The 18,539-nt window shown below is 72.6% G+C and carries 1 protein-coding gene; it reads right to left on the bottom strand.

Annotated features, from left to right (window positions below; genetic code table 11):
• Positions 1 to 18,492 (bottom strand): non-ribosomal peptide synthase/polyketide synthase (locus ACZ5VD_RS42875; protein WP_468685904.1); only part of this gene is annotated, 18,492 nt, incomplete at its 3' end.
• Positions 18,493 to 18,539 lie beyond the last annotated feature (47 nt).

The following is an 18,539-nucleotide window of genomic DNA, read 5'->3' on the forward strand; positions in this document are numbered from 1 at the left end:
CACCGCAGCCGACCCCGGATCCACCACCCCCCAACCCGACACCAACCCACGCACATCACCCACAACACCCACACCCGAACCAAACCCCCACTCCAGGAGGGCGTCCTGCTCTTCAGGGGTCAGCATCGGCAGGTCGGTGAGCCGTCGATCCGCGCCGGCGGCCACCGCGTCGAGGAACGTGACCAGTCGCGCGGCCATCCGCTCCACCGTGGGCGCGTCGAACAGAGCGGTGCTGTACTCGATCTCCCCCGTCAGAGCGCCTTCGCCCGCGTCGCCGACGGTCAGTGTCAACTCGAAGAGTGCCTCTCGGGGTTCATCGCCCGTGACTTCGAACGGCACACCGTATGTCGCGTCCTGGTCGCGCCTGTCACGCAGTACGTAGTTGAAGAAGGCCTGGAAGAGGGGGGTACGTGAGCGGTCCCGCTGGGTCACCAAGTCGTCGACCAACTGCTCAAACGGCAGGTCCTGATGGGCAAAAGCACCCAACGCCGTGTCACGGACACGGCCCAGCAACTCGACGAACGACGGATCACCGGACAGATCAGCCCGCATCACCAACGTGTTCACGAAGAACCCGATCAGATCCTCGGTCTCCGCCCGGTTCCGGTTCGCGACCGGCGTCCCGACAGCCACATCCTCCTGACCACTGTGCCGACCCAACACGACGGAGTAGGCAGCCAACAACGTCATATACATCGATGCACTGTGGTCGCGAGCGATGGCACGCAGCCGTTCGGACGTGGACGCCGAAACGTGGAACTCAGCGACGGCACCCTCCGGCGCGCGTACCGGAGGGTGGGGCCGGTCCGTCTGCAATTCCAGAACAGGCACACCGGCCAACCGCTCACGCCAGTACGCCAACTGCCCCTCAAGGACATCACCGCTGAACCACGCGCGCTGCCACACCGCGAAGTCGGCATACTGCACCGCCAACGGCGGCAACGGATCCCGCCCACCTGCACGAAACGCCTCATACAACGCCGTCAGATCACGACGCAACACACGACCCGACCACTCGTCCGAGACCACGTGGTGCAGCGACAACGCCAGTACATGCTCGCCGATGCCGAGCCGAATCAGCACAGCGCGGATCAGCGGCCCGGTCGACAGGTCGAACGGCATCATCGCGTCCGCCGTCAGCAACTGCCGCGCGGCTCCCGGCGGGTCGTCGGTGCCAGAGACGTCGACGACGGAGAGCGGGAACGGCGACGGCGGGTCGATCACCTGGCGGGCCACCCCGTCCACGTCCGCCACCAGCCGCGTCCGCAGCACCTCATGCCGCGACACCAGCGCGGCCAAGGCGGCGCTCAGAGCGACGATGTCAAGGTCGCCGTCCCATCGCACGGGCGACGGGACGTTGTACTCGGTCGATCCAGGCTCCAACTGATCGAGGAACCACAACCGCTGCTGCGCGAACGACAGCGGCAACATCCGGTCGCGCGGAACGGGCGTCATCGGCGGCGCCTCGACATCCCGCCCGAGTCCCTCGATCAACGCCGCGAGCCCATATACGGTCGGCTCGTCGAACAACACCGTCAAGGGGATCTCCACCCCGAACGTCCGCCGCATCCGAGTCGCCACCTGCGTGGCCAGCAGCGAGTCACCGCCGAGTTCGAAGAAGTTGTCCTCGACGCCGACCCGCTCGACCCGGAGTATCTGCGCCCACACGCCGGCCAGGACACGTTCGGTCTCGGTACGCGGCGCCATGTATCCGCCGAGTTCGGGTCGGGCGCCCTCCGGCGAGGGCAGTGCCGTGCGGTCGACCTTGCCATTCGCCGTCAACGGCAACGCGGCCAACTCCACGAACACCGCCGGGACCATGAACTCCGGCAACCGCTCCGCTGCAAACGCCCGCAGCCCAGCCACCGGCGGAATACCCACGACCTGATCGGCCGGCACAAGATAGGCGGCAAGGCGCTGGTCCGACTCCTCGCCGAACACACTCACCGCCGCCGCCCGCACACCCGGATGCCCGGTCAGGACCGCCTCGACCTCACCCAGCTCGATCCGGAACCCACGCACCTTCACCTGTTCGTCAACGCGCCCCAGGAACTCCAGCTCACCATCCGCCAGCCACCGCACCCGGTCACCCGAGCGGTACAACCGCGCCCCGTCCGCCGCAAACGGATCAGCCACAAACCGCTCCGCCGTCAACGACGGACGCCCGCCATAACCACGCGCCACCTGCACCCCGCCGATGAACAACTCACCCGCCACACCGACCGGCACCGGGCTCAGCCGCTCATCCAGCACATACACACGGGTGTTGGCCACCGGCTTCCCGATCGACGGCGCCTCCACACTCTCCGCGTCGGCAACCCCCACACAAGAAATCACCGTGGCCTCGGTCGGCCCGTACCCGATAAACATCCGCCGACCGGCCGCCCAGTCAGCAGCCACCCGAGCACTCACCCGCTCCGAACCCACCAACAACGTATCCACAGCAGGCAGTTCAGCCGCATCCAACGTCCCCAGCAGCGACGGAGACACACTCGCCGAGCCAATACCGCTTTCCACCATCACCGCGGTCAGCAGCCCCGGCTCCGCGCGCTGCTCCTGAGAAGCGACCACCAGCGTGCCGCCGGCCACCAATACCGCCGCCACATCCAACACCGCGGCATCGAAACTGAACGAAGCGAACTGCAACGAACGCACACCCGCGCCCGCACCCAGCACCGGACCCAACGCCAACGCCACATTCACCAGACCGCCATGAGCAACCTGCACACCCTTAGGACGCCCCGTCGAACCCGACGTATAAATCACATAGGCCAGCTGGCCCGGATGGGTCACGATCTCGGGAGTCCGAGACGATCCCGCCAGCGCCGCAGCCATCTCGCGCGGACCGATCACCATCGCGGCACCGCTGTCGGAGACCATGAACTCCAGCCGCTCGACCGGATACTCCGGATCCAGCGGAAGATAGGCGCCGCCCGCCTGCCACACCCCCAGCACCGCCACGATCATGTCGACACCGCGCCCGAGACGCAGCCCGACCACGGACTCCGCACCCACCCCCGACTCACACAGGAAGTGCGCCACCCGGCCCGCCCGCTCCAACAGCCCGGCATAGGTGAGTGAGACACCGTCACACACCACCGCCACCGCATCCGGACACACCACCGCCCGCTCCGCGATCAGCTCATGCACCCCACCCACACCCGGCAGACCAACAGCCGTGTCATTCCAGTCATGGATCAGCACCCCCCGCTCCGCCACCGTCAACATCGACAGCGTCGACAACGGCCGCTCCGCATCGACGGCGACAGCGTCGAGCAGCGTCAGCAGGTGTCCCAGGAGCCGTTCGACGGTCGCCGTGTCGAAGAGGGCAGTGCTGTATTTGATCTCGCCCGCCATGGCCTCGCCGGTGTCGCCCAGCCGTAGTGCCAGGTCGAACTTCGCCGCCGGCGGACCGTCCGGCTCAAGGTCGACCTGCTCCAGGCCGACCGCGCCGACCGCGCCGCTCGCACCGTGGGTGTCATAGCCGAACAGCACCTGGAACAGCGGGGTGTGCGAGCGATTCCGACTGGTGTCCAGCGCGTCCACCAGTTGCTCGAACGGCAGGTCCTGGTTCGTGTACGCGCCGAGCGCGGCCTCCCGCACCCGGCCCAACAGCTCACCGAACGTCGGATCGCCCGACAGATCGGTCCGCATCACCAGCGTGTTCACGAAGAACCCGATCAGGTCCTCGGTCTCGGCGCGGTTGCGGCCCGCCACCGGTGTCCCGATCACCACGTCGTCCTGGCCGCAGGAACGGCCGAGGACGACGGAGAACGCCGCCAGCAACGTCATGAACATCGACGCTCCGCTCGCCCGCGCGACCCGGCGCAAGCCCGCGGCCGTCTCCGGGGGGACGGTGAACGACAGCCAGTCCCCCGCGCTCGACCGTACCGGTTGACGTGGCCGGTCGAGGGGGAGTCGCAGCTCGGGTGCTCCGGCCAAGCGGCCCCGCCAGTAGCCGAGTTGTCGCTCCAGGACCTCGCCGGTCAGCCACTGGCGCTGCCACACCGCGAAGTCGGCGTACTGCACCGGCAGCGGCGGCAGCGCGTCCGGCTCGCCCGCGCGGAACGCCTCGTACAGCGCCGTCAGTTCGCGCCGCAGGATTCCGCCCGACCACTCGTCGAAGATCACGTGGTGCATCGACAGGGCCAGCACGTGTTCCGGGGCGCCCGGGCGGATCAGCAGGGCCCGCAGCAAGGGGCCGGTGGCGAGGTCGAACGGTGCCGCGGCGTCCTGCATCATGAGCTGCCTGGCCATGGCGGGCGAACCCGCGTCCACCACCGGCAGGGTGAGCGGCGACGGCGGGTCGACGACCTGTTCCGCCACCCCGTCGGTGCCTGCCACCAGCCGGGTCCGCAGCACCTCGTGCCGCGCCACCAGCGCGCTCAGCGCCTCGCCCAGGGCCGCGACGTCCAGGTCCCCGTCCAGCGGCAGGGAGAGTTGGGTGTTGTACTCCCCCGAGCCGGGATCGAGTTGGTCGAGGAACCACAGGCGCTGCTGCGCGAAGGACAGCGGCAGCACCTGGTCGCGGGAAACGGGCGTCATCGGCGATGGTGACGTCCCCGGGACGGCCTCGTCGATCACCCGTGCCAGGGCTCTGACGGTGGGCCGGTCGAAGAGTGCCGCCAGCGGGATGTCGGCCCCGAACACCTCCTGGATCCGGGAGATCGCCTGGGTGGCCAGCAGGGAGTGGCCGCCCAGCTCGAAGAAGTTGTCCTCGGCGCCGACTCGGTCCACGCCGAGAACCTGTGCCCAGATCTCCGCCAGCGGTTCTTCGGCCGCACCCGACGGTGCGAGGAATCCGCCCAGCTCCGGCCTGGCTCCGTCCGGCGCGGGGAGCGCGGCCAGGTCCAGCTTGCCGGTGGGTGTCAGTGGCAGGGCGACCAGTTCGGTGAAGAGTGCCGGGATCATGAAGTCGGGCAGTCGTCTGCCCAGGTGTTCGCGCAGTTCACCGACTGCCGGAATGCCCGTTTCCGGGTCGGCGGGAACCAGGTGGGCCACCAGTCGCCGTTCGGCGCCGGTGCCGTCGACGGTCACCGCGGCGGCCCGTACCGCCGCGTGCGCGAGCAGTGCGGCCTGCACCTCGCCGGGCTCGATCCGGTTGCCGCGGACCTTGAGCTGGCTGTCGGCGCGGCCGTGGAAGTCCAGCCTGCCGTCGGGACGCCAGCGCGCCCGGTCGCCGGTGCGGTAGAGCCGCGAGCCGTCGTCGGAGAACGGATCGGCGACGAATCGTTCCGCCGTCGGCGCGGGCCGGCCCGTGTAGCCGCGGGCGACCTGCGGGCCACCGACGTACAGGTCGCCGATCACCCCGGCCGGCACCGGTTGGAGCCGGCTGTCCAGGACGTACACGCGGGTGCCGGTGAGCGGGGTGCCGATCGGGACGGTCCCGCCGGAGAGCAGATCGTCGGTGAGAGGGGTGGTCAGCACGCCGATGGTGGTCTCGGTCGGCCCGTAGTGGTTGACCACCGGCCGGTCCCCGGCGGCCGCGAGCAGTTCGCGCACCCAGTCGACCGGGGCCGCTTCGCCGCCCAGGACCAGGCCGCGCCGCGGGATCAGGGCGGCCGGGCCGGCCTCGGCGGCGAGCGCCGCCAGGTGCGAGGGCACGACCTTCAGGTGGTCGATGCGGTGTTCGGCCAGGTATCCGGCGACCGCGGAGGGATCGGTGACGGCGTCCTGGTCGAGGACGTGCAGGGTCCCGCCGGTGGCCAGGCTGCTGAAGACCACCGTGTTGCCGAGGTCGGTGACCTGGGCCTGGAGGAGTGCGTGCCGGGTGCCCGCTTCACGGAGCCCGGCCGGTTCCGCCACCTCGGTGACGTAGGCCGCGAGGTAGGCGGCCAGTCCGCCGTGGGTGACCTGTACGCCCTTGGGGCGTCCGGTCGAGCCCGACGTGTAGATCACGTAGGCGGCCTGGTCCGGCCGGGTCGTGGTCTGGGGCGGCGTGGCCGGCAGTGCGCTCAGCATCGCGCGGACGGTGGGGTCGTCCAGGCTGATCGTGCGCAGCCGTCCGGCGGGCAGGTCGTCGACGATGTCGCTCGTACCGACCAGCACGGTGGCCCGGCTGTCGGCCAGCATGAACGCGAGTCGTTCCGGCGGATAGGAGGGGTCCAGCGGCAGGTAGGCTCCGCCCGCCTGCCACACCGCCAGCACGGCGACGACCATGTCGACGCCGCGGGGCAGGCACAGCCCGACCACCGTCTCGGGTCCGACGCCCGCGCCGCGCAGGTAGTGGGCCAGCCTCGCCGCCCGCTCCATCAGTTCCGCGTAGGTCACCTGCTCCGGGCCGGCGACCATCGCGACCGCGGCAGGGGAGGTCGTGGCGCGCGCGGCGATCAGTTCGTGGGTGAGGGCCGGTGGGTGCGCCGGGACGGCGGCGGCACCGCTCCACTCGTCCAGCAGCAGGTCCCGCTCCCCGGCGGTGACCATCGGGAGCTCCGGGACCGGCCGTGTGGCGTCGGCGGCCACCGCCTCCATCAGGGCGAGCAGGTGGCCCGTCATGCGCTCGATCGTCGCGGTGTCGAAGAGGGCGGTGCCGTACTCGATGGTGCCGTCCAGTGTGCGGCCGTCGTCGACGAGGATCAGCCGCAGGTCGAACTTGGCGATCACCTCACCGGGGCTCAGCGCGCCGAGCGTCAGGCGTCTGGGGTCCGCCTCGGCGGACGGGTCGACGGTGTCGTAGTTGAACAGTGCCTGGAAGACCGGGGTGCGGGAGCGGTCCCGGTCGGTGGTCAGGGCGTCCACCAGCTGCTCGAACGGCAGGTCCTGGTGGGCGTAGGCGTCGAGGGCGGTGCCGCGCATGCGGTCGAGCAGTGCGGTGAACGTGGGGTCACCGGACAGGTCGGCGCGGATGACGAGGGTGTTGAGGAAGAGCCCGATCACGTCCTCGGTCTCGGACCGGTCGCGGTTGGCGATCGGTGTGCCGATGACGACGTCGTCCGTGCCGCAGTACCGGCCGAGCAGGACCGCGTACACCGACAGCAGCGTCATGAACATCGTGGCGCCGCCGTCGCGGGTCACCGACCGCAGCCCGTCGGCCACTTCGGGCGGCACGGTGAATCGCGTCATGGCCCCGGCCATCGACCGTACGGGCGGACGCGGCCGGTCGGTCGGCAGCTCCAGCACCGGAGCTTGGGCCAACTTGTGTCGCCAGTAAGTCAGTTGTGCTTCCAGGACCTCGCCGCTGAGCCAGGCGCGCTGCCAGACCGCGAAGTCGGCGTACTGCAGGGCCGGTGACGGCAGCGGATCGGGCTCGCCGTCGCGGAACGCCGTGTACAGGGCGAGAAGTTCACGCTGGAAGATCCCGGCCGACCACTCGTCGAAGACCGCGTGGTGTGTGGACAGCGCCAGGATGTGTTCGTCCGGCCCGAGCCGCATCAGCCGGCCGCGCAGCAGCGGCTCGGCCGCCATGTCGAACGGTGTCACCGCGTCGCGGGCGGCCAGCAGCTCCGCCGTCCCGCGCGGGTCGGCGGCGCCGGTCAGATCGACGAGGGGCAGGGGGAACGGCGCGGGCGGGTCGATGAGCTGGTGTGCCACCCCGTCCGGGCCAGCCACCAGCCGGGTCCGGAAGACCTCGTGCCGGCCGGTCACCGCGGTCAGCGCGGCGCCGAGCGACGCCACGTCCAGGGGTCCGCTCCAGCGCATGTGCATCGGCAGGTTGTACTCGAGTGAGCCAGGTTCCAGCCGGTCCAGGAACCACAGGCGCTGCTGCGCGAACGACAGGGGCAGCGGTGCGTCGCGGCCGACCGCCCTCACCGGTGGTGCCGCCGCGCCGCGCGCGGTGGCCTCGATCGCGGCGGCCAGTCCTCGTACCGTCGGCCGGTCGAACAGCACCGACAGCGGGATCTCGGTGTCGAAGTCGGTCCGCACCCGTGAGATCACCTGGGTGGCCAGCAGCGAGTGGCCGCCCAGGTCGAAGAAGACGTCCTCGGCGCCGACGCGTTCGGCGCCGAGGACGTCCGTCCAGATGCCCGCGAGCAGTTCCTCCGTCGCGCCGCGGGGTGCCTCGAAGCGCGTGGTGTCCGGGCGGTCGGCCTCGGGGGCGGGCAGCGCGGCGCGGTCGAGCTTGCCGTTCGCGGTCAGGGGCAGCGCGGCCAGTTCGACGAACGCCGCCGGGACCATGTACTCCGGCAGGCTCCGTCGCAGCAGGTCCCGCAGCTCGCCGGTGGCCGGCAGTCCCGTGCCGGAGTCGGCGGGTACCAGGTAGGCCGCCAGTCGCTGGTCCGCCCCGGTGCCGTAGGCCCTGACCACGGCGGTACGGATCCGCGGATGCGCGGTCAGTGCCGCCTCGATCTCGCCGGGTTCGATCCGGAAGCCGCGCACCTTCAGCTGGCCGTCGGCGCGGCCCAGGTGCTCCAGCACACCGCCGGGCAGCCATCGGGCCCGGTCGCCCGACCGGTAGAGGCGTGATCCGTCCGCGGCGAACGGGTCGGCCACGAACCGTTCGGCGGTCAGCGCGGCCCGGCCGCCATAGCCGCGCGCCACCCCGGCACCGCCGACGAACACCTCGCCCGGCACGCCGACCGGGGCCGGGTTCATGGCCTCGTCCAGTACGTGCACCCGCCAGCCGGGCAGACCGCGGCCGATCGGCACGCGCGGGCCGCGACCCGGCTCGTGGGCGGTGACCCGGTGGTGGGTCACGTGCACCGTCGTCTCGGTGATGCCGTACATGTTCACCAGCGCGGGCGCGTCGAGCCCGTACCGCTCCTGCCAGGCGGTCAGGTGCGACCTCGTCAGTCCGTCACCGCCGAAGACGACCAGGCGCAGGCCGGCGAAGCGCTGTCCCACGGCGACGGCCGCCCGCGACAGCTGACGGAACAGCTCCGGGGTGGCGCTGAGGACGGTCACGCCCTGGGCGGCGACGACCGCGCCGAGCCGTTCCGGCGCGCGCACGGTGTCCATGGGGACGACGACGCAGCGGGCGCCGCGGGTCAGCGCGCCCCAGATCTCCCACACCGAGAAGTCGAACGCGGCGGAGTGGCACACGCTCCACACGTCGTCGGAGCCGAGGCCGACCGTGGTGTCCGCGGCGTCGAAGAGCGCGGCGAGGTTGGCGTGCGGAACGAGGACGCCCTTGGGGCGGCCGGTGGAGCCCGAGGTGTAGATGACGTACGCCAGCCCGGCGGGGTGCGTCGTCACCGCCGGCGCGTCGGTGGGACGGGCGGTGAGGGCGGCAGCCGTCTCCGGGTCGTCCAGGACGACCTGCCGGGTCTGCCCCGTGGCCAGGTCCGTCCGGTCGGAGCGGGTGACGAGGACTCGTGCGGAGCTGTCGGCCAGCATGAACGCCAGTCGCTCCGGCGGGTGGGCCGGATCGAGCGGCAGGTAGGCGGCACCGGCCTGCCAGACCGCCAGCATCGACACCACCATGTCGACGCCGCGTTCCAGGCAGAGCCCGACGACGGTCTCGGGTCCGGCGCCCGCCGCCCGGAGGTGGTGGGCGAGCCGGTTGGCGCGCGCCATGAGTCCGGCGTAGGTCAGTGTGGTGTCGCCGCACACCACCGCCACCGCGTCCGGGGTCGCCGCGGCGCGTGCGGCGATCAGCTCGGGTGCCCCGTGCGGGCCGGGAGCCGGGACCGCGGTGTCGTTCCAGGCGTGGACGAGCAGGTCGCGTTCGGCCGGGGTCGTCAGGTGCAGCTTCGACAGCCGGCGTGCGGGGTCGGCGGCCACTTCGCCGAGCAGGGTGACGAGGTGTCCGATCAGCCGCTCCATCGTGGCCGCGTCGAACAGGGCGGTGCTGTACTGCATCTCGCCGACCAGAGCGTCCTCGCGGTCGCCGAGCAGCACCACCAGGTCGAACTTCACCGGCAGCGATCCGGCGAGCACGTCCGCTCCCAGGGAGCCGCCGGACGCGTCGCCGAGAGTCCCGTCGGCGGTCCGGTCGGCCGGGTCGGCGGTGGCGTAGTTGAACACGACCTGGAAGAGCGGGGTGCGGGACCGGTCGCGGCCGGTCACCAGCGCGTCCACCAACTGCTCGAACGGCAGGTCCTGGTGGGCGTAGGCGTCCAGCGCCGTCTCGCGTACCCGGGCCACGGTCTCGGCGAAGGACGGGTCGCCCGACAGGTCGGTGCGCAGGACGAGCATGTTGGCGAAGAACCCGATCAGGTCCTCGGCCTCGGCGCGGTTGCGGCCCGCGACCGGTGCGCCCACCACGACGTCGTCGGTGGCGCAGTAGCGGCCGAGCACGACCGCGAGGCCGGCCAGCAGGGTCATCGCCATGGTGGCGCCGTTCTCGCGCGCCACCGCCCGCAGGCCTTCGGCGGTCGCCGCGGGCACGGTGAACCCGGCGACGGCCCCCTCGATCGACCGCACGGGCGGGCGCGGCCGGTCGGCGGGGAGTTCCAGGGCCGGAAGCTCGGCCAACTGCCGCTTCCAGTATTCCAGTTGCTCGTCCAGGACCTGTCCGGTGAGGCACTGTCGCTGCCAGAGGGCGAAGTCGGCGTACTGCACGGGGAGCGGCCCCAGCGGGTCCGGCTCGCCCGCGCGGAACGCCCGGTAGAGGGCCGACAGTTCGCGTTGGAGGATCCGGTACGACCACTCGTCGAAGACCACGTGGTGCATCGACAGCACCAGCACGTGTTCGTCCAGGTCCAGCCTGATCAGCAGCGCGCGGACCAGCGGCCCGCCCGCCAGGTCGAACGGCGCCGGCGCGTCGGCGGCCACCAGGGCCCGCGCCGCCGCGACCGGATCGGCACTGTGCGAGACGTCGACGACCGGCAGCGGGCACGGCGACGGCGGGTCGATCACCTGGTGGGCGACCCCGTCCGCGTCGGCCACGAGCCGGGTGCGCAGCACCTCGTGCCGGGCCAGCACCGCGCTCAGGGCGGTTCCCAGGGCCGCGACGTCGAGTGCGGGGTCCGGGGTGTGCGGCGCGGCCTTCCCCGTACGCCCCAGGCGCATCGGGATGGTCAGGTTGTACTCGGGGGAACCGGGGTCGAGCTGGTCCAGGAACCACAGCCGCTGCTGCGCGAACGACAGCGGCAGCGGCTCGCCACGGTCGGCCGCGGTCACCGGCGGCAGGGCGATCCCGCGCGCCGAGCCGTCGACGACCACCGCGAGAGCGCGCACGGTCCGGCGGTCGAACAGGACCGACAGGGGGACCTCGACGCCGAACACGTCCCGGAGCCGGGAGGTCACCTGGGTGGCCAGCAGCGAGTGCCCGCCGAGCTCGAAGAAGTCGTCCTCGGCTCCGACCCGGTCCACGCCCAGGACCCGCGCCCAGATCCCCGCCAGCAGTTCCTCGGACGTGCCCGACGGCGCGACGAAGGCGTCCCCGCCCGGCCGGGACGCGTCCGGCGCAGGCAGTGCGGCGCGGTCCAGCTTCCCGTTCGGCGACAGGGGCAGCTCGTCCAGTGCGACGAAGAGCGAGGGGACCATGAACGCCGGCAGCCGTGCCGCCGCGAACTCCCGCAGCTCGGCCACCGCGGGGAGCGGCCCGTCCGCGACCAGGTGGGCGACCAGCGTGCGGCCCGCGTGGTCCCCGACGGCCGTGACGACCGCCGACCGCACCCGGGGATGGGTGGTCAGAGCCGCCTCGATCTCGCCGGGCTCGATCCGGAAGCCACGCACCTTCAGCTGGTGGTCGGCGCGTCCGAGGATCTCCAGTCGGCCGTCGGGCAGCCGACGTGCCCGGTCACCGGTGCGGTACATACGGGTGCCGTCGGCGGTGAACGGGTCGGCCACGAAGCGTTCCGCGGTCAGCGCGGCCCGGCCGCGGTAGCCGCGTGCCACCTGCCGGCCGGCGATGAAGATCTCGCCGGCCACTCCGAGGGGCACCACGTCGAGGCGGGCGTCCAGCACGTACAGCCGGTTGCCGGGCAGGGGCGTGCCGATCGGCGGCGGCCCCTGGACGTCGGGGCCGACCGCGCCGGTGGTGACCATGACGGTCGCCTCGGTCGGGCCGTAGGTGTTCACCAGCTCGCGGCCCACCGTCCAGGCCGCCGCGACCTGCTCGGTCAGCGGCTCGGCGCCCAGCAGCAGCGTCTGCAGGCCCGTGGTGTCGGCGGGGTCGAGCATGCCGAGGAGGGACGGTGTGACGCTGGTCGCCCGTATCCCGCCGTCGCGGATCAGCGCGGTCAGCAGCTCGGGTTCGGCGCGTTCCCGGGCGGTGGCCACGGTCAGGGTGCCCCCGGCAGCCAGTACCACCGCCAGGTCGAGTACGGAGGCGTCGAAGCTGAACGAGGCGAACTGCAGCACCCGTACACCGGGCCCGGCGCCCAGCACGGGCCGCAGTACGGTCGCCATGTTGACGACACTCGCGTGGCCGACCTCGACGCCCTTGGGCCGTCCCGTCGACCCGGACGTGTAGATCACGTACGCCGACTGCTCGGCCTGGACCGCCACGGACTCGGGCGCTGTGCCCGGCAGTGCCGCGAGGGTGGCCGCCGTCGCGGGATCGTCCAGTCGTACGACCGTGTCGACGGCGACCGGGCCGGTGGTGGCCGCCCCGTGCGTGACCAGGACCCGTGCGCGGCTGTCGGCCAGCATGAACGCGAGCCGGTCGGCGGGATAGTCCGGGTCGAGCGGCAGGTAGGCGCCGCCGGCCTGCCACACCGCGAGGACCGCGACGACCATGTCGGGGCCGTGGGGCAGACACAGGCCCACTGTGGTCTCCGGTCCGACGCCCAGCCCCCGCAGATGGCGGGCGAGACGGTTCGCGCGTGCGACCAGACCGGCGTAGCCGAGCGACTCCGCGCCGCACACCACGGCCACCGCGTCCGGCCGGGCGGCGGCCTGGGCGGCGATCAGCTCGTGCACCCCGGACACGGCGGGCATCGGCGCCGCGTCGCCGTCCCGGTCGCGGACCAGGGTGTCGCGTTCGGCCGACGTCAGCATCGGCAGCCGCGAGAGCGGCCGTGCCGGGTCCGCGGCGACCGTTTCGAGCAGCGTGAGGAGGTGCCCGGCCATCCGGTCGGCCGTGGCTTCGTCGAACAGTGCCGTGCTGTATTCGATGGTCCCGGCCAGCCCGTCGCCGGTTTCGACCAGGCTGAACTCCAGGTCGAACTTCACCGGCAGCAGGCCCGGTCCCACGGCTGCGACGGGGTGGTCGCCGTCCCGGGCGGAGTATCCGAACATCACCTGGAAGAGCGGGGTGCGGGAGCGGTCCCGCTCGGTGACCAGGGTGTCCACCAGCCGCTCGAACGGCAGGTCCTGGTGGGCGTAGGCGTCCAGCGCGGTCCGCCGCACCCGGCCCAGCAGCTCGGTGAACGAGGGGTCCTGGGACAGGTCGGTGCGCAGTACGAGTGTGTTGACGAAGAACCCGATGAGGTCCTGGGCCTCGGCACGGTCGCGGCCCGCGACCGGGGTGCCCACCACGACGTCCTCGGTGCCGCAGTAGCGGCCGAGCACCACGTCGACGGCGGCGAGCAGCGTCATCGACATCGTCGCGCCGTGCTCGCGGGCCACCTCCCGCAGGCTTTCGGTGGTCGACGCGGGGACGGCGAACGCGGTGACCGCTCCCTCGGTGGACCGCGTCGGCGGGCGCGGCCGGTCCACCGGCAGGTCGAGCGCGGGGAGGTCGGCGAGCTGCCCGCGCCAGTAGGCGAGTCCTCTCTCCAGTACGTCCCCGCTCAGCCGGTCGCGCTGCCACGCCGCGAAGTCGGCGTACTGCACCGGGAGTCGGGGCAGCGGATCGGGCTCGCCGTCGCGGAACGCCTCGTACAGCGCGGTGAGTTCGGCCCGCAGGATCCGGTGCGACCACTCGTCGAAGGCCACATGGTGCACGGTCAGGGCGAGGAGATGCTCGGTGGGTCCGAGTCCGATCAGCAGCGCGCGGATCGGCGGCCCGCCCGCCAGGTCGAAGGGGGCGGGCGCGTCCTGCCCGACCAGCCGGTCGGCGGCGGCGCGCGGATCCGGCTCGCCGCTCACGTCGGCGACCGGGAGCGGGAACGGCGCCGGCGGGTCGACCACCTGGTGCGGGGTGCCGTCCGGGCCGGTCACCAGCCTGGTCCGCAGCACCTCGTGGCGGGCGGTGAGCGCGGCCAGCGCGGCGCCGAGCGCGGCGACGTCGAGAGGACCGGTCCAGTGGTGCGGCACCGGCACGTTGTACGTGGCCGATCCGGGCTCCAGCCGGTCGAGGAACCACAGCCGTTGCTGTCCGGGCGACAGCGGCAGCGCACGGTCGCGGTCCACGGCCGTCACCGGCGGGATCACCACGCCCTCGGGCGAACCGGCCAGCGCCTGCGCGAGCCCTGTGACGGTCGGCTGTTCGAACAGCGCCGGGAGGCCGAGCTCGACGCCGAACAGCTCGCGGATCCGGGAGAGTACCCGGATGGCGAGCAGTGAGTGGCCGCCCAGCTCGAAGAACCCGTCGTCGATGCCGACCCGCGGCAGGCCGAGCGCCTCGGCGAACACATCGCAGAGGATCTCCTCGCGCGCGGTGCGCGGGCCCCAGTCCGACACCGTCACCTCGGGAGCCGGGAGCGCGGCGCGGTCCAGCTTGCCGTTGGGTGTCAGCGGCAGCGCCGCCAGCACCGCGACCGTGGCCGGGACCATGAACTCGGGCAGGGTCCTGGCCACGTGCCGGCGCAGCTCGGAGGCGAGCGCCCCGATGTCGAGGGAGGCGATGGGCGTGTTGGTGCGGGCGGAGAGCGGGCGGGACCCGGCCCGTGGCACGAACGTCCCGGTCGACGCGGAGGACTCGCCTTCGGCCGCAGGCGTGAGTACGGCCTCCATGCGGTCGTCGGCGAGGTCGCCGGACCAGGTCACCACGGCCCGGTACCCGGCCTCGGCGGCCAGACCGTGCAGGTGTTCGGGGTCGATGCCGGCGCCGTCCGCGAGGAGGTCGGCGGCCTCGCGCGGCGACAGCCCCTCGCCCAGGGCCCGGGTGGCGGCCGACTCCGCGGCCAGGCGTCCGTTGGGCATCCCGATCACACGCAGCGGTGCGGACGAACGGGCGGCCAGCAGTGCGGCGAGCCCCTCCGAATCGCTCACGTCGTCGCCCCAGCGGACGACGGGGACGCGGGCCAGGTCGGTCAGGTCCGCGCGGGTGTGCAGGACGACGTCGTAGCGGTGGCGCGTCATCTCGTTGTGGTGCTCACCGCGCTGGAGCCTGAGGTCCACCCCGCTGATGCGGGGGCGGGCCGCGGCGAGCGCGGCGAAGAAGTCCGGGTCGACCAGCAGTTCCTTCTCGACGACCAGGGCGCGCTCGACGGCCCGCCGTACGTCGGCGGCCGAGGCGTCGGGCTCGGCGCGGCGCAGTTCCACCGCGGTGTGCAGGAGCCGCAGCGTGCGCCGGTTGCGTACGTCGCCGACGAACACGGCGCCGCCGGGGGCGAGCAGCTCGACGGCGCGGGTGAGGACCTCGATCAGGTAGTCGGCACCGGGGAAGTACTGCACCACCGAGTTGAGGACGATGGTGTCGAACCGTCCGGCGGGAAGTCCCTCGACGTCGTCGGCGGTCTGGTGCCGCAGCACCACGCGGCCGGCCAGTTCGGGACGGGCCGCCACCTGCTCGCGCAGCCGGTCGACGGCGGGTGCGGAGAAGTCGGTGCCCCAGTACTCCTCGCAGTGCGGCGCGAGCTGGGCGAGCAGCAGGCCGGAGCCGACCCCGATCTCCAGGACGCGGGTGGGACGCAGCGCGCGGATCCGCCGTACCGCGCCGTCCCGCCAACGGAGCATCTCCCGGGAGGGGATGGGTTCGCCGGTGTAGGAGCTGGTCCAGCCCGAGAAGTCGGTGCCGAAGCCGGCGTCGTCGGCCGCCTGGTACATGGCGTCGTAGACCTGGAGCCATTCGTCGACGCGGCGCTCGGCGTCGGCCTCGCCGGGCGCGGTCGCCCGGTCGTCATGACCTGAGGGCACCACGTAGGCCGCGAGCCGTCGGTCGCCGCCGTCGTCGAAGGCGGTCACCACCGCGGACCGCACCGCTGGATGGGCGGTCAGCACGGCCTCGATCTCACCCGGTTCGATCCGGAACCCGCGGACCTTGAGCTGGTCGTCGGCCCGTCCCAGGAACTCCAGTCGGCCATCGGGCCGCCACCGGACGCGGTCGCCCGAGCGGTAGAGCCGCGAGCCGTCGGCGCTGAACGGGTCGGCCACGAACCGTTCCGCGGTCAGCGCCGGGCGTCCGCCGTAGCCGCGCGCCACCCCGGCGCCGCCGATGTACAGCTCGCCCGCGACGCCCACCGGCACCGGGTGGAGCCTCTCGTCCAGGACGTAGGCCCGGGTGTTGGCCAGGGGCCTGCCGATGGGCGGCGCGCCCGGAACGTCGGGGTCGATCTGTTCGGTGCAGGAGATCACCGTGATCTCGGTGGGACCGTAGCCGTTGAACATCCGTCGGCCCGGGGCCCAGTCCCGTGCCACCTGCTCGCCGACGCGTTCCGAGCCCACGAACAGAGCGGTGACGTCGGGGAGTTCGGCCGGGTCCAGTGAGCCGAGCAGTGACGGCGCCACACTCGCGGAGACCACGCCGCCGGTGCGGACCGCCGCGGTCAGGAGGGCCGGTTCGGTGCGTTCCCGCGAGGTGGCGACCACCAGTGTGCCGCCGCCCGCGAGCACCACCGCGATATCCATCAGGGCGGCGTCGAAGCTGAACGAGGCGAACTGGAGCGCGCGTGCCCCGACCGTGACACCGAACGCGGGCCGCAGCGCCGTCGCCAGGTTGATCACACCGTCGTGCGGTACCAGGACGCCCTTGGGCCGTCCGGTCGAGCCCGAGGTGTAGATCGCGTAGGCCAGTTGTCCGGGGAGCACCGAGGCCCCGTCCGGGGCCGTGGGCGCGAGTGCCGCCACCTCGGCCGCCGTCTCGGGGTCGTCCAGCCACAGCGCGGTCCGCACCGCCGTGTCCAGCGGGAGGCCGGCCGCCGCGCTCCGGTGTCCGACCAGCACGTCCACCCCGCTGTCGGCGAGCATGAACTCCAGCCGGTGCGTCGGATAGTCCGGGTCGAGCGGCAGGTAGGCGCCACCGGCCTGCCAGACCGCCAGGACCGCCACCACGGTGTCGACGCCGCGTTCCAGACACAGGCCCACGATCGACTCGGCGCCCACCCCGGCGGCGCGCAGCCGGTGGGCGAGCCGGCCCGCCCGGGCCAGCAGCGCGGCATAGGTCAGCGAGGTCTCGCCGCACGTCACCGCCAGGACGTCGGGGAACGCGTCCGCCCTGGCCGCGATCAGCTCGTGCACGCCCGCCGCCGACGGAAGCGGTGCGGCGGTGTCGTTCCACCTGTTCAGCAGGACGTCGCGTTCGGTCTCGGTGAGCATCGGGGCACGGGACAGCGGTCGGCCGGGGTCCGCCGCCACCGACGCCAGCAGGGTGCTCAGGTGACCTGCCGTCCGCTCCACCGTCGCGGCGTCGAACAGGGCGGTGCTGTACTCGATCGCTCCGGTGAGGGCCTCGCCGTCGTCGGACACGACGAGCCGCAGGTCGGACCGGGCGATCGTGGTGGTCCCAAGGGCGCCGGTCTCCCCCGCGCCCGCACCGGAGTAGTGGAAGAGCCCGCGGAAACGCTCGGCGTCCAGACAGTCCGCGAGCCGGGCGTACGGCAGGTCCTGGTGGGCGTGGGCGTCCCGTGTCGTGCGGCGGACCCTGGCGAGCAGTTCGGTGAACGCCGGGTCGCCGGACAGGTCGACACGCACGGGCAGGGGGTCGGCGAAGAACCCGATCAGGTCCTCGGTCTCGGCCCGGTGCCGGTCGGCGGCCGAGGCGCCGATCACCACGTCGTACTGTCCGCCGGAACGGCCGAGCACCACGGCGAACGTGGCCAGCAGCACCGTCGCCAATGACGTCTCGCCGGCGCGCGCCACCGTCCGCAGCGCGTCCGCGGTCGCGGCGGGGACCGTGAACCGGACCGCTGCGCCGGCCGCCGACCGGACGGGCGGCCGGGGACGGTCGGTCGGCAGCTCCAGGGTGGGCGCGTCGGCCAACTGGTCCCGCCAGTACGTCAGATGCCGTTCCAGTACGTCACCGGCGAACCACTCGCGCTGCCATGCCGCGAAGTCGGCGTACTGCAGTTCCAGCGGCGGCAGCGGATCGGGCTGCCCCGCGCGGAACGCCTCGTACAGCGCGGACAGTTCACGTTCGAAGATCCGCCCGGACCCTTCGTCCGAGACGGCGTGATGCATGGACAGCGCCAGCATGTGCTCGTCGGCGGCCAGCCTGATCAGGCATCCGCGGATGAGCGGCCCGCGCGTGAGGTCGAACGGGGTCACCGCGTCGGCGGCCACCAGCCGTTCCGCCACGCGGACCGGGTGCGTCTCGGCGGACACGTCCGCCACCGGCATCCGGACGGGCGCGGGCGGGTCGATCACCTGCCGCGCCGCGCCGTCCGAGCCGGCCACCAGTCGGGTGCGCAGCACCTCGTGCCGGCCGACCACGGCGTCCAGGGCGGCGGTCAGCGCGGCGGCGTCCAGTGTCCCGCCGAGCCTGACCAGCATCGAGAGGTTGTCGGCCACCGACCCCGGCTCCGCCTGGGCCAGGGACCACAACCGCTGCTGCGCGAACGACAGCGGCAAAGCCTGGTCACGGCTCACCGCGGTGACCGGCGGCGGGCCTTCGCGGAGTCCCACGCTCCCCTGCCTTCCGTTAGTGCCCGACCGGGAATCGGCGCCTGCCG

It is taken from the genome of Streptomyces sp. NPDC032822 (assembly GCF_055578825.1).